Origin of the sequence: Solwaraspora sp. WMMD406 (genome assembly GCF_029626025.1) — a bacterium.
Classification (GTDB): domain Bacteria; phylum Actinomycetota; class Actinomycetes; order Mycobacteriales; family Micromonosporaceae; genus Micromonospora_E.
This window is the reverse complement of the sequence record NZ_JARUBF010000001.1, coordinates 4434162-4446712: the sequence shown is the minus strand read 5'-3', so window position 1 is coordinate 4446712 and position 12551 is coordinate 4434162. Positions and strand designations below refer to the sequence as shown.

The 12551-nt window shown below is 70.7% G+C and carries 13 protein-coding genes; 8 read left to right on the top strand and 5 right to left on the bottom strand.

Annotation, left to right across the window (positions count from 1 at the left end):
• Positions 1 to 80: 80 nt before the first annotated feature.
• Positions 81 to 1067 (bottom strand): LysR family transcriptional regulator, encoded by a 987-nt coding sequence (locus O7632_RS19455; protein WP_278116276.1) that lies wholly within the window; start codon positions 1065 to 1067, stop codon positions 81 to 83.
• A 164-nt stretch (positions 1068 to 1231) separates the two neighbouring features.
• Positions 1232 to 2005 carry a hemerythrin domain-containing protein gene (locus O7632_RS19450; RefSeq protein WP_278116274.1) on the bottom strand — a complete coding sequence of 258 codons (774 nt, stop codon included), beginning with the start codon at positions 2003 to 2005 and terminating at the stop codon, positions 1232 to 1234.
• A 214-nt stretch (positions 2006 to 2219) separates the two neighbouring features.
• On the opposite strand from O7632_RS19450, the gene O7632_RS19445 reads away from it, so the two are divergent.
• The gene (locus O7632_RS19445) at positions 2220 to 3542 is read left to right on the top strand and encodes a M20/M25/M40 family metallo-hydrolase (protein ID WP_278116272.1); all 1323 of its coding nucleotides are present in this window, start codon (positions 2220 to 2222) and stop codon (positions 3540 to 3542) included.
• Between the two features lie 95 nt (positions 3543 to 3637).
• Positions 3638 to 4318, top strand: coding sequence for a hypothetical protein (locus O7632_RS19440; RefSeq protein WP_278116270.1), 681 nt, complete (start codon positions 3638 to 3640; stop codon positions 4316 to 4318).
• A gap of 49 nt (positions 4319 to 4367) precedes the next feature.
• Here the strand turns inward: O7632_RS19440 and O7632_RS19435 are convergent, their stop codons facing one another.
• Together O7632_RS19435 and O7632_RS19430 are read right to left on the bottom strand one after the other, a co-directional pair.
• Positions 4368 to 4559 (bottom strand): DUF5703 family protein, encoded by a 192-nt coding sequence (locus tag O7632_RS19435; RefSeq protein ID WP_278116268.1) that lies wholly within the window; start codon positions 4557 to 4559, stop codon positions 4368 to 4370.
• 33 nt (positions 4560 to 4592) lie between these two features.
• A complete protein-coding gene (locus tag O7632_RS19430) occupies positions 4593 to 5564 on the bottom strand; it encodes an aldo/keto reductase (protein WP_278116266.1) in 972 nt (323 codons plus the stop codon).
• A 201-nt stretch (positions 5565 to 5765) separates the two neighbouring features.
• Between O7632_RS19430 and O7632_RS19425 the strand changes: the two genes are divergently transcribed.
• The 6 genes from O7632_RS19425 to mshC all read left to right on the top strand — a co-directional run bounded on the left by O7632_RS19425 (position 5766) and on the right by mshC (position 11341).
• Positions 5766 to 6818, top strand: coding sequence for an LLM class F420-dependent oxidoreductase (locus O7632_RS19425; RefSeq protein ID WP_278120195.1), 1053 nt, complete (start codon positions 5766 to 5768; stop codon positions 6816 to 6818).
• A gap of 64 nt (positions 6819 to 6882) precedes the next feature.
• On the top strand, positions 6883 to 7710 hold the full coding sequence (locus O7632_RS19420; protein WP_278116264.1) for an undecaprenyl-diphosphate phosphatase: 828 nt from the start codon (positions 6883 to 6885) through the stop codon (positions 7708 to 7710).
• A 39-nt stretch (positions 7711 to 7749) separates the two neighbouring features.
• Complete coding sequence (locus O7632_RS19415) at positions 7750 to 8478, top strand: MSMEG_4193 family putative phosphomutase (protein WP_278120193.1); 729 nt, start codon at positions 7750 to 7752, stop codon at positions 8476 to 8478.
• 64 nt (positions 8479 to 8542) lie between these two features.
• Positions 8543 to 9133 carry a DUF3090 domain-containing protein gene (locus O7632_RS19410; RefSeq protein WP_278116262.1) on the top strand — a complete coding sequence of 197 codons (591 nt, stop codon included), beginning with the start codon at positions 8543 to 8545 and terminating at the stop codon, positions 9131 to 9133.
• A 7-nt stretch (positions 9134 to 9140) separates the two neighbouring features.
• Positions 9141 to 9956 carry an SCO1664 family protein gene (locus O7632_RS19405; RefSeq protein WP_278116260.1) on the top strand — a complete coding sequence of 272 codons (816 nt, stop codon included), beginning with the start codon at positions 9141 to 9143 and terminating at the stop codon, positions 9954 to 9956.
• Positions 9957 to 10081: 125 nt separating this feature from the next.
• Positions 10082 to 11341, top strand: coding sequence for a cysteine--1-D-myo-inosityl 2-amino-2-deoxy-alpha-D-glucopyranoside ligase (gene mshC / locus O7632_RS19400; protein ID WP_278116258.1), 1260 nt, complete (start codon positions 10082 to 10084; stop codon positions 11339 to 11341).
• 40 nt (positions 11342 to 11381) lie between these two features.
• Here the strand turns inward: mshC and O7632_RS19395 are convergent, their stop codons facing one another.
• The gene (locus tag O7632_RS19395) at positions 11382 to 12518 is read right to left on the bottom strand and encodes a lytic polysaccharide monooxygenase (RefSeq protein WP_278116256.1); all 1137 of its coding nucleotides are present in this window, start codon (positions 12516 to 12518) and stop codon (positions 11382 to 11384) included.
• Between the last annotated feature and the right edge of the window lie 33 nt (positions 12519 to 12551).

The following is a 12551-nucleotide window of genomic DNA, read 5'->3' as shown; positions in this document are numbered from 1 at the left end:
ACGTCGAGTTCCTGACACCGTAAAGGCGGTCTATGTCACCTGGCAGATACCAGCTGACTCATACCGTCACATCGACAGACTCAGGTGGGCGTGATGTCGGTCCTGGTCCTGGTCTGCGCGCCGAAGCCGGGGTTGTGATCCAGCCACCCCAGGTACTGCGGATTGCGGGCCAGTGAGTCGGTGTAGGCGGCGGCGGCGTGGTCGAACACCCGGTCGGCGAGGGTGGCCGCCGGTGCGTCGGGATGCCAACCGAGCAACAGCCGCCACCGCAGTGGCGCGCCGGCCAAGGGGCGGGTCACCAACCCGCTGATCGGGCGGAAGGTAGCTTGGCACAGGGCGACCGCCTCCCCGGACTCGACCAGGTCGACGCACCCGCGGATGTCGGTTTCGTACATCTTGCGGGGAGTGAAGCCTGATCGGGCGCAGGCGGCGGCGAAGCAGTCGCCGAAGCAGCCGTCCCCGGGCGCGGCGACCCACTGTTCGTCGGCGAGCATGCCGAGTTCCACCTCGCGGTGCTGCGCCATCGGATGCCCCTCCGGCAACAGGACGAAGATCGCGTCGACCGCCACCGGCCGCCAGGCGAGTCCGAACTCCGCTGACGGCGTCGCGTCACCGCAGACGCCGGTGAGCGCGTAGTCGAGCCGGCCGCCGAGCACCATCTGGGCGAGTTCGTCGACGTACCAGGAGGCGTAGGTGCTGATTTGTGCCTGTGGTTGGTCGGCGGCGAGCCGGTGCACCAGACCCCCGAGGATGGGGCTGTTCACCCCGCCGAGCCGGAACCGGCTCATCACGCTGCCCGTGCCGGCGAGCCGGGCCGCTTCGTCCTGCAGGCCCTTCATCGCCGGCAACAGCACCCTGGCCCTGGCCAGGACCAGCTCACCCAGGGCCGTCGGACGGGCACCCCGGCGGTCGCGTTCGAACAGTGGGCCGCCCAACGTCCGCTCGATGCGCTGCAGCTGGGCGGTGAGTGCTGGTTGTGCGAGGCCTAACATGGAGGCCGCCTTGGTGACGCTACCCGTCTCGGCGATGGCGCAGACCACCCGCAGGTGCCGCAGCTCCAGGTTCATAACGTGACGGTAGGACCAGAACGGGATCGACGGGAAGACCTTCGATGTGGGAAACGTTCTCCGACATCATTATGAAACGGAACTGAACGGACAGGCCGACCTTACTCGCCGCCGTCGGCAACGAACCTTCGGTGATCGTTTCGCATTGACCGGCCTCGGTCCCCTCACTCCTCGGCGGCAGGACCTCGCTGCGGTCCGCGGATCGCGGTGCCACCGGGAGCCGTGGGCGACGCACCCCGGGGAGGGGTCAGGTCCTGCGCGTAGGTGGTCCGTCGGGCCAGCACGTCGCGCACCTTGTCCACGACTCCGAGCGCCGGCTCCACCACCCGGTTCCACGGTGGGCTGAGCGGGGCGTGCAGGTGTGGCCGGGTCGGTGCCGCCTCCTCGGCTATTTCCACCCGGTTGCCCAGCCGGATCAACTCCTCCGGCGTGGCGGCCTCGCGCAACGACGGCAGCAACCGGGTCGCGACCAGCTGCCGATGCCGGTGCCACGCCTCGATCACCGCCGTGGTCGCCGGCGCCGGCGCGCCGGGAGCAGACGGCGCGCCCGGCTCGACCCTGACCGCGTCCACCGGCTCGGGACCGGCTTCCGTCGGGTGCTCCGGTCCTTCCTGGTCCAGTGTGGCGATCGCCGACCGTAGCGCGCGGTCGGTGGCGATCGCCGCCGCCACCAGACCGGCACCGTCGGCGAGCGCGGCCTCGACCGCCGGGTAGAGGTACTGCTGCGCGCCCGACAGATGCCGGGAGACCGTCGCCACCAGCACCTCGGACAACTCCCGCCGGCGGGGCGGGTCGGTGACGTCGGTGAGCTCGGCGCACAGCTGGTCGATCGCGCGATGCTCCTCGGTCAGCAGATCGATCAGGTCGCGCCCGCCGGGGTCGTGTCGTGGGTCCAGGTCGTCGCCCAGCGACGGAATCGGGGGGAGCCCTACCGACATGACCGCCTCCTCACCAGCGTGGCCGGATGCCTCCGGCGCGGCCGTCGCTCGGCGCGTTCGCGCCGACGTCTCCGGCGGTGGGGCGGTACCCGATGGACGCACTCGTCAAACCAGACGATCCGGCGACACCGCCCCGGTTCGGCGTGCCCCCGAGTCACCGCCCGGCTCGACGCGGGGCTGGGGTACGGCCGGCCGTACTGGTATGAAGAACCGCATGAGCACACCCGCCGCGCCGCCCGTACCGACGGACGAGGTCGTCACCATCTGCCGTGACCTGTTGCGGATCGACACCACCAACACCGGAGACCCGCTCACCAGCGCCGGGGAACGCCTCGCCGCGGAGTACGTCGCCGGTCGACTCGCCGAAGTCGGGGTCGACAGCCAGATCGTGGAGTCGGCACCCGGCCGGGCCAGCCTGGTGGCCCGGATCCCCGGCACCGACCCCGGACGCGGTGCCCTGCTCGTCCACGGACACCTCGACGTGGTGCCCGCCGACGCCGCCGAGTGGACGTTCCCCCCGTTCGCCGGTGAGCTACACGACGGCTACCTCTGGGGTCGCGGGGCGATCGACATGAAGGACTTCGACGCGATGGTGCTGGCGGTGGTCCGCGACTGGCAGCGCACCGGGATCCGGCCGCCCCGGGACATCGTGCTCGCCTTCACCGCCGACGAGGAGGCCGGCGGCCGGTACGGCGCGCACCACCTGGTCGACCGGCACCGGGATCTGTTCGACGGCTGCACCGAGGCCATCGGAGAGGTCGGCGGCTTCTCCTACACCGTCAGCGACGATCTGCGGTTGTACCTGATCGAGACCGCCGAAAAGGGCATCAACTGGCTGCGCCTGCACACCAGGGGCCGGCCCGGACACGGATCCATGGTGCACGACGACAACGCGATCACCGCGTTGTCCGAGGCGGTCGCCCGGGTCGGGCGACACCAGTTCCCGGTCGTGGTCACCCCGACCGTACGGGACTTCCTGACCGAGGTCTCCGAACTGCTCGGCATCACCTTCGATCCGGACGACCCGGAGCTGACCATCGCCAAGCTGGGGCCGGTCGCGAACATGATCGGCGCGACGATCCGCAACACCGCCAACCCGACCAGGCTCGCCGCCGGCTACAAGGAGAACGTCATTCCGAGCCGGGCCAGCGCCACCCTCGACTGCCGTATCCTGCCCGGCCAGGACCAGCAGTTCCTGGAACAGCTGCGGGAACTGATCGGGCCGGACGTGGAGATCGAGCACGTGGAGCGGCAGCCGCCGATCGAGACCAGCTTCGACGGCCCGTTGGTCGACGCGATGGCCGCCGCGTTGCGGTACGTGGATCCGGGCGCTCGCGTGGTGCCGTACATGCTTTCCGGCGGCACCGACGCCAAGGCGTTCCAACAACTCGGGATCCGCTGCTTCGGCTTCACCCCGCTACGGCTGCCCGCCGACCTGAATTTCTCCGCGTTGTTCCATGGCATCGACGAGCGGGTTCCGGTGGAGGGGCTACAGTTCGGCGTGCGAGTGCTCGACCGCTTCCTGCGCCAGAGCTGACCAGACGAGACACCACAGCCGACCCACGGCATCCACCGGTCGGCGCTGCCGCCGGGCAGCGCCGACCGTATCGACGGTGAAGGGAACCCCACCGAATGTCCGACGAGCACAACGCCCTCGACGCCGCGTTGGAGCAGGTGTTCCAGGCCGCCCGGGCCCACCTGGCCACGGTCAAGGCCGCGCAGGGTCGCATCGACGACGACGACGTCTGGCAGGCGTACGTCGCGTTGAACAACGCTTCGTACGCCTACGACGAACTGCTGCTCGACGCGTTCGGCGAGGTGACTCCCTGGGATGTCGAATCCATCGACCCCCAGGAGGCGGACGAACGGTTCGGGGTGGGCGCCGGTGGGGTCGACGGCGCGGAGCCGGACGACCCGCACCCCCAGGTGGTCAGTGTCCGCCAGCGGCGCGACTACCGGGTCCCCTCAGTCGCCGCGCTGGTCCGGATCGCCGACGCCGCGCGTCGACAGGGCTCGCCGTCGGGGGAGGCCGTGGAGCCGGTGGACGGGGTGGGGGAGGCGGTGCTGGAGCTGCTCCAGGCCGGTGACGGGTCCCTCGGCGCGTTGGACATCCCGGAACTGGAACCGCTCGACGGCGTGGTCATGGTGCACGAGGTGGACACCCCGTTGGACCCGGACGCCTTCGAAGACGGCGACGTCGACGGACCGTTCCGGTCCGCCGCCGGTGATCAGATCGTCGGCCGGCTGGACGAACACGCCTATCTGCCAGACGACGGGGCAGTCGACGAACCGGACGTTCCGTCGATCCGCTGAACCTATCGGCGACGTGGGCCGCTGTCCGATTCGCCGGCCCGCGTCGCCGTCACACCGACAGGCCCGGCTGCCGCTGGGCGACCAGCTTGCGGCGGAGCATCACCTGCCGGGTCCCGTCCCGGAACAGCCGGACCCGGGCCAGTTCCCACCCCGCGAATTCGGCCTGGATCGCCAGTTGCGCGGCCGCGGTCACCCGGTCGACGTTCGGTGGTAACCGCAGCGGCGTGTATTCGTAGTCCATGTGATCCATCCTGCCCAATGATCCGCGGGGATGTCACCCGTCGCGCTCCGGGTACCCGACCGGCGGCGCCGAGACGTCGTCGAGCGCATGAGCGATCTCGACGGGCAGCGTCATCCGCTCCACCTGTAGTGCCCCGACCAACTGCCCGGCGGTGCGCGCGCCGAGGATCGGCGCGGTGACCCCGGGGCGGTCCCGCACCCAGGCCAGGGCGACCTCCAGCGGTGCCACGCCGAGTCCGGTGGCCGCGGTCGCGACCGCCTCGACGATGCTGGAGCAGCGGGGTTCCAGATAACCGGCGACGAACCGCTCGAAGTGTGTCGACGCGGCCCGTGAGTCACCGGGTCGGCCGTGTCGGTACTTCCCGGTGAGTACCCCGCGACCCAGCGGGGACCAGGGCAGCACCCCCAGTCCCAGCGCCGCGCACGCCGGCAGCAACTCCCGTTCGATGCCCCGTTCCAGCAGGGAGTACTCCATCTGGGCGGCGACCACCGGAGCCCGGCCCGGCACCGCCGCCTGCCAGGCCGAGGCCTGGGCGGTCTGCCAGCCGGCAAAGTTGGAGACCCCGACGTAGCGGACCCGACCGCTGGCCACCGCGTGGTCCAGCGTGCTGAGCGTCTCCTCCAGCGGCGTCTGCGGGTCGTGCCCGTGCACCTGCCACAGATCGACGTAGTCGGTGCCGAGCCGGCGTAGCGACGCGTCGAGCGTGCGCAACAGGTGGCCACGGGAGGTGTCCCGGCGGCGTGCCGTACCCGGCCGCAGCCCCGCTTTGGTGGCGATCAGCAGCTCGTCGCGGGGGACCAGACTGTCCAGCAGGGAGCCGATGACCGCTTCGGCGTCACCGTCTCCGTACACGTCGGCGGTGTCTACCAGGTTGCCACCGGCGTCGAGATAGCTTTTCAGTTGTGCCGCCGCGTCGTCCGCGTCGGTGTCCCGGCCCCACGTCATCGTGCCGAGCGCGAGCCGGGAAACCGCCAGCCCGCTTCGGCCGAGCGGTCGCTGCTGCATGGATGCACCTTATGCAGAACCCGGCCGTACGGATATCCTCACTCCCGTCGACTCCCTCGGCCTACCCGGACCCCCACCCGGCGAGTCGTTCGAGCCGTCGTCCGATGACGGCGGGCGATTGCGTACCCTGATGCGGCTTGAGACACGACCGACGCCGACGGCGTCGTCGACTCCCGCACACGGGGATGGAGGGTGAGTGGAGTGCGACTCGGACTCAGCCTGGGCTACCTGACGACTGCCAGTAGCCCGGCGGTTCACCTGGCCCTGGCCAAGGAAGCCGACCGGCTCGGCTACGCGGTCGTCTGGGCGGCCGAGGCCTACGGATCCGACTCGCCGAGCGTACTCGCCTGGTTGGCTGGCCAGACCGCCCGGATCGACCTGGGTGCCGCGGTGATGCAGATCCCGGCCCGCACCCCGGCGGCCACCGCGATGACTGCGGCCACCATCGACGCGTTGTCCGGCGGCCGGTTCCGGCTCGGCCTGGGTGTCTCCGGCCCGCAGGTGTCCGAGGGTTGGCACGGGGTCCGGTTCGGCCGTCCGCTGGCCCGGACCCGGGAGTACGTCGACGTCGTCCGGATGGCGGTCGGCCGGCAGCGGGTCGAGTACTCCGGCGAGCACTACACCCTGCCCCTGCCCGACGGTCCCGGCAAGACGCTGAAGCTCAACTTCCGCCCACCCCGGCCGGACATCCCGGTCTACCTGGCGGCGGTGGGCCCGCGTAACCTGGAGCTGGCCGGTGAGATCGCCGACGGCTGGCTGGCCATCTTCTACGCGCCGGAAACCGCCGCCGAGCAGCTGGCGGTGCTCACCACCGGCCGGGCCCGGGCCGGCCGGGAGCTGGCCGGGTTCGACGTGGTGCCGACCGTACCGGTGGTGGTCGGTGACGACGTGGCCGCCTGCGCCGATCTGGTCCGTGGCTACGCGGCGCTCTACGTCGGCGGGATGGGCAGCCGGACACAGAATTTCTATCACCAGTTGGCCACCCGGATGGGCTACGGGCAAGCGGCCGACCTGGTCCAGGAGCACTACCTGGCGGGCCGCTACCGTGAGGCGGCGGCGGCCGTACCGCTGGAGTTCATCGACCGGACCTCGTTGCTCGGTCCGCCGGGGCGGATCGCCGACCGGATCGGCCAGTACGCGGCGTCCGGGGTGACCACCCTGTCGGTCAGTCTGTTCACCCCGGACGCCGACGCGGGAGTCGCGACCCTGCGGACCGTCGCGCAGGCGCTCGACGCCGCCGGGGTGGGCGCGTGAATCAGTCCGGGTCACGGCCGGCACGGTGGGGTCGGGGTCGGTCGCGCCGATCGGGGGTACGGCGATGAGCTGGATCGAGGTCATCGTGCTCGGCGTCGTGCAGGGGCTCACCGAGTTCCTGCCGATCAGTTCCTCGGCGCATCTGCGCATCACGTCGGCGCTGTTCTTCGAGGCCGACGCGGGCGCTTCGTTCACCGCTGTCACCCAGTTGGGCACCGAGGCGGCGGTGCTGCTCTACTTCGCCAAGGACATCTGGCGGATCTCGAAGACCTGGATCGTGGGGATCTGGGATTCCTCGGTACGGTCGGACCCCGACTACCGCATGGGCTGGTACGTCATCATCGGCTCGATTCCGATCGGCGTGCTGGGTCTGCTGTTCAAGGATCAGATCCGCACCGGGCTGCGGAACCTGTGGATCACGGCGACGGTGCTTATCGTGTTCGGGCTGATCCTGGCCGTCGCCGAGTACTGGGGGCGGCAGACCCGCACCCTGCAGCGGCTGACCGCCCGGGACAGCGTGGTGATGGGCTTCGCGCAGGCGATGGCGCTGATACCGGGCGTCTCCCGCTCGGGCGGGACCCTCACCGCGGGCCTGTTCCTGAACCTCACCCGGGAGGCGGCGGCCCGGTTCTCCTTCCTGCTGGCCATTCCGGCGGTGGTGATGTCCGGAGTGTTCAGCCTGCCGGACGTGTTCGATCCGCAGGGCCGGGCACCGACCGTCGCGCAGATGGTGGTGGCCACGGTCATCGCGTTCGCTGTCGGATACGCGGCGATCGCCTGGCTGCTGCGGTTCGTGGCGCACCACACCCTGTACGCCTTCGTGCTCTATCGGGTCGCACTCGGCGCTCTGGTGATGGCGCTGCTGATGACGGGGACCATCGCGGCGACCTGACCATCGCGGCGGCCGGACTGTCGCCACGGCCGGCGTAGGCTGGCGGCCGTGGCGACATTGGTGCTTCTACGACACGGCCGGACGACGGCCAACGCTCAGGGCGGGCTCGCCGGCCGGCGACCGGTCGAACTCGACGAGACCGGCCGCGAGCAGGCTCAAACGGTCGGCAGCCGGCTGTCCCGGGTGCCCTGGGCGCAGGTGGTCAGCAGCCCGCTGGTCCGGTGTCGGCAGACCGTGGAGTTGGCCCTGCCCGGGGTGAACCCGGTGTTGGAGGAGCGACTCGTCGAGTGCGGGTACGGCGAGTGGGAAGGCCGGCCGCTGGGCGAACTGGCCAAGGAACCGTTGTGGCGGGTGGTGCAGGAGCATCCCAGCGCCGTGGTGTTCCCGGGGGGTGAGGCGATGGCTGCGGTGGCCGCCCGGTCGGTCGCCGCGGTGCGGCACTGGGACGGTGTCGTCGAGGCCGAACGTGGTGCCGACGCGTTCTGGTTGGCCTGCACCCACGGTGATGTGATCAAAGCCATCGTCGCGGACGCCCTCGGTCTGCATCTGGACATGTTCCAGCGGATCGTGGCCGACCCCGCTTCGGTCACGGTGATCCGGTACACCCCGACCCGGCCGTTCCTGCTGCGGCTCAACGACACCGGTACCGACCTGGCCGCTCTGGTCCCGGCGAAACAGGGCCATGCCCGCCGAGCCGACGCGACCGACTCCGACGCCCCGGTCGGTGGTGGCACCGGCGTGAGTGGCGACAAAGGTGCACTCCGGTGACGGTGGCACGCAATCGGGTCGGTGCGTTACGCGCTCGGTGCGACCGCCCGATAGGGTCGACGGCATGACCCACCAGGTGCATGCCTTCGAGCCGCCGGAGCGGTTCGTCGCGGGAACCGTGGGGCCGCCGGGGGAGCGGACGTTCTTCCTGCAGGCCCGGGGCGGCGGCCGTGTGGTGAGCGTGGCACTGGAAAAGGTCCAGGTGTCGCTGCTGGCCGAGAAGCTCGAGGAGTTGCTGGCCGAGGCGCAACGCCGCTTCGGCGTGGACGTGCCGGAGAGCCCGATCGGTCAGTCGGACAACGATCCGCTGGAAACCCCGGTCGACGAGGAGTTCCGGGTCGGCACGTTGGGGTTGGCGTTCGATGTCGACACCGCGACGGTGGTCATCGAGGCGATCGCCGTCGGTGAGCAGGAGGTCGAGGCCGAGCTCGGCGACGACGACGACGTCGTCGCGGAGGCGGTGGACGACGACGCGGAGGCGGTCGACGCCAGTCTCGATCGGCTCCGGGTCCGGCTCACCCCGGCGGCCGCGCGGGGCTTCATCGACCGGGCTCGGCGGGTCGTCGCCGCGGGTCGTCCACCGTGTCCGCTCTGCGGCCAGCCGCTGGATCCACGTGGGCATCTCTGTCCACGGAACAACGGCTACCACCGCTGAGGCGACGGTGACCTCCGATCTGCGGCCGGTGGGCGACGACACCGACGCGTTGCGGCTGCTGCGTACCGGCACCGTCCAGGTGGAGGGGCAGCTGGTCGACGCGTCCAACACCACGCTGCGCGGCGTGATCGCGGCCGATGGTCTGACCGCGCGCTGTGTCTACAAGCCGATCCGTGGTGAACGCCCGCTGTGGGACTTCCCGGACGGCACCCTGGCGGGCCGGGAAGTCTCGGCCTATCTGGTGGCGCGGGCGCTGGACTGGCCGATGGTGCCGCCGACCGTCCTGCGCGACGGGCCGTTCGGTCCCGGCGCGTGTCAACTGTGGATCGACGAGCCGGCGGAGGTGACGCCGCTTGTGGATTTCGTCCCCGCCGACCAGGTGCCACCGGATTGGCTGCCGATCGCCGCCGCGCGGGACCCGGCCGGCACCGCGTACGCGCTGGCGCACGCCGACGATCCCCGGCTGGCCCGGATGGCGGTCTTCGACGTGGTGGTGAACAACGCCGACCGCAAGGGTGGCCATGTGCTGGTGGGGTCGGGCGACCGGCTGTACGGAGTCGATCACGGGCTCTGCTTCCACGTGGAGGACAAGCTGCGGACCGTGCTGTGGGGCTTTTCGGGCCGGCCGCTGCCGGACGGCGCGGAGCCCGCGCTGGGTCGACTGCGTGACGCCTTGGGCGGTCCGCTCGCCGAGCGGTTGGCCCAGCTGTTGACGCCGGCCGAGATCGCCGCGTTGACGGTCCGGACCGAGCGGCTGGTCACCGACGGCCGGTTTCCGGCGCCCCCGGCGGAGCGCAGCGCCATTCCGTGGCCGCCGGTGTGATCGCCGTGATGCGCGTCATCATCGCCAGGCCGCGCATCGAGATGGGCCTGTGCGATCGAGTCTACCCGGTGATGCGATAGCGGACACCCTGCGTGGTGGTCGGTGCGGCTGGATAGTCTGACGGCATGGACTCCTGGACCGGCCACGAGGTGCCCCGTCTGCCGGGCACCAGCCAGCCGTTGGCGTTGTTCGACTCGGCGCGCCAGATGGTGGCGGCGACCCGGCCGGCGGACCGGGCGACGATGTACGTCTGTGGCATCACCCCGTACGACGCCACGCATCTCGGCCATGCCGCGACGATGCTCACCTTCGACCTGGTGCAGCGGATGTGGCGCGACGCCGGCCATCAGGTCGACTACGTGCAGAACGTCACCGACATCGACGATCCCTTGCTGGAGCGGGCGGCGCGGGACGGTGAGGACTGGGTGGTCCTGGCCATGCGCGAGACCGCGTTGTTCCGCGAGGACATGGAGGCGTTGCGGATCCTGCCGCCGACCCGGTACGTCGGTGCGGTGGAGTCGATCCCGGCGATCGCCGACCAGGTACGGGTACTGCTCGACGGTGGTGCCGGATACCGGTTGGACGACGGCACCGGGGACGTCTACTTCGACGTGGCGGCCGCGCCGCGCTTCGGCTACGAGTCGAACCTTTCCCGAGAGCAGATGCTGGTGTTCTCGGCCGAACGCGGCGGTGACCCGCAGCGGCCCGGTAAGCGCGATCCGCTCGACCCTCTGCTGTGGCGGGGCGCTCGTGACGGCGAACCGGCGTGGAACGGTGGGCCGCTGGGCCCGGGACGGCCGGGTTGGCACATCGAGTGCGCGGTGATCGCACTGCGCCTGCTCGGGTCGCGGATCGACGTGCAGGGCGGCGGCAACGATCTGATCTTTCCGCACCACGAGTGTTCGGCGGCGCATGCCGAGCGGCTGTCCGGTCAGGCACCGTTCGCCGCGCACTACGTGCATGCCGGGATGATCGGGCTCAACGGCGAGAAGATGTCCAAGTCCCGGGGCAACCTGGTGTTCGTCTCCCGGCTGCGGGCCGACCGGGTGGATCCGATGGCCTTGCGGCTGGCGCTGATCGCCGGTCACTATCGCGCGGACCGACAGTGGACCGACGAGGTGCTCAAGACCGGTCAGCAGCGGTGGCAGCGGTGGCGGGAGGCGGCCGGGTGCGCGGCGGGCCCCTCGGGGGCCGACCTGTTGGCCGGGGTGCGCGGTCGGTTGGCCGACGATCTCGACACTCCCGGCGCGGTCGCTCTGGTCGACGAGTGGGCCGATCGGGCGCTCGCCGGCGAGGGTAGTACGGACCGGGACGCTCCGCGGCTGGTGGCGGCGACCTGCGACGCCCTGTTGGGCGTGCGGGTCGGTGATCAGCCGGCCCGCTGATCACCGACCCGCACGCCGCGCCCTGTCGGCTCGGCGGCGGTCAGGTCGCCGAGCAGGTCAGCGACGCCGCCGTCGGGGTGCCGCTGACCGATCCGAGTAGACCGAACGTGGTGCTCGCCCCGGCGGCCAGGCTTCCGTTGTAGCCGACGTTGCGGGCCGTCACCGCGGAACCGCTGCTGCTGAGGGTCGCGTTCCAGGCCTGGGTCACCTGCTGGCCGCCCGGGTTGGTCCAGCCGACGGTCCAGCCGGTGATGGCCGACGAGCCGGCGGTCACTCGTACGTCGGCCTGGAAGCCGCCTTGCCAGGTGGCCACGACCGAGAACGTGGCGCGGCAGCCGCCGGTACCCGGTGCCGGGGTGCTGGGTGCTGGTGCCGGCGTGGTCGGTGCTGGTGTCGACGGCGTCGGGGTGCTGGGTGCTGGTGCCGGCGTGGTTGGTGCTGGTGCCGGCGTGGTTGGTGCCGGGGTGCTGCCGGTACCGCCGAAGTTGACGTCACTGCAGAAGTAGTAGGTCTGGTCGGCGTGGCTGGCTTTCCAGATCGTGTAGACGAGGTGTCGACCGGTACGGCCGGGCGCGCTGACCGGGATGTCGACCGACACTCCGTTGAGGTTCGGGTTGTTGGTGCGGGTGCCGGCCCCGGGGGCGGCACCGGTGGTGGTCCGTACCAGCTCCAGGTCACTCCAGCGCAGGCGTTGGGTCAGTGGGTCGAACCCCTGGCGGGTGACGTAGACCAGGTGGTAGTCGGCACCGTGCAATGCCTGGTCGTGATAAGTGACGGTGAAGTTGGTGCCGACGTTCGCGGCTCGCCAGTTGCCGGGCACGTCCAGCGACGCGTATCGGATGCCGCCGGTGTTGCCCGCGCTGCACAGTTGCCCGTCCGGGATGTGTGCCTGGTGTTGGCCGTTGACCCCGTCGATGTAGAGGCTGTTCCAGTTCCACATGGCGGTGGAGTCGGCCTGCCATGCCTGCCAGCACATCGGATCCTCGGTGGCCATCCGGGGATTCTGGAAGTCGCTGGCCCATCGTTCGTAGCATCCGTAGTTGCGCGACGGCGGATTGATCGTCGAACCGTGGGCGGCTGCCACCTCGGCCAACGCGGTCGTCAGGAGCATCGCGGCGGCCGCCGCGACCGTGAGTGTGCGGAGCAGTGGTGTGCGGTGAGCGAGAAAGGAAGACATGATGTGCCCCCAATCAGGGTGATCGGCGGTGAC

What these genes read in the sequence shown, in the direction of transcription:
- O7632_RS19455 (WP_278116276.1), bottom strand. Translation starts at nt 1,067, where the DNA reads ATGAACCTGGAGCTGCGGCACCTGCGGGTGGTCTGCGCCATCGCCGAG.
- O7632_RS19435 (WP_278116268.1), bottom strand. Translation starts at nt 4,559, where the DNA reads ATGGACTACGAATACACGCCGCTGCGGTTACCACCGAACGTCGACCGG.
- mshC (WP_278116258.1), top strand. Translation starts at nt 10,082, where the DNA reads ATGGACTCCTGGACCGGCCACGAGGTGCCCCGTCTGCCGGGCACCAGC.
- O7632_RS19450 (WP_278116274.1), bottom strand. Translation starts at nt 2,005, where the DNA reads ATGTCGGTAGGGCTCCCCCCGATTCCGTCGCTGGGCGACGACCTGGAC.
- O7632_RS19395 (WP_278116256.1), bottom strand. Translation starts at nt 12,518, where the DNA reads ATGTCTTCCTTTCTCGCTCACCGCACACCACTGCTCCGCACACTCACG.
- O7632_RS19440 (WP_278116270.1), top strand. Translation starts at nt 3,638, where the DNA reads ATGTCCGACGAGCACAACGCCCTCGACGCCGCGTTGGAGCAGGTGTTC.
- O7632_RS19430 (WP_278116266.1), bottom strand. Translation starts at nt 5,564, where the DNA reads ATGCAGCAGCGACCGCTCGGCCGAAGCGGGCTGGCGGTTTCCCGGCTC.
- O7632_RS19445 (WP_278116272.1), top strand. Translation starts at nt 2,220, where the DNA reads ATGAGCACACCCGCCGCGCCGCCCGTACCGACGGACGAGGTCGTCACC.
- O7632_RS19410 (WP_278116262.1), top strand. Translation starts at nt 8,543, where the DNA reads ATGACCCACCAGGTGCATGCCTTCGAGCCGCCGGAGCGGTTCGTCGCG.
- O7632_RS19420 (WP_278116264.1), top strand. Translation starts at nt 6,883, where the DNA reads ATGAGCTGGATCGAGGTCATCGTGCTCGGCGTCGTGCAGGGGCTCACC.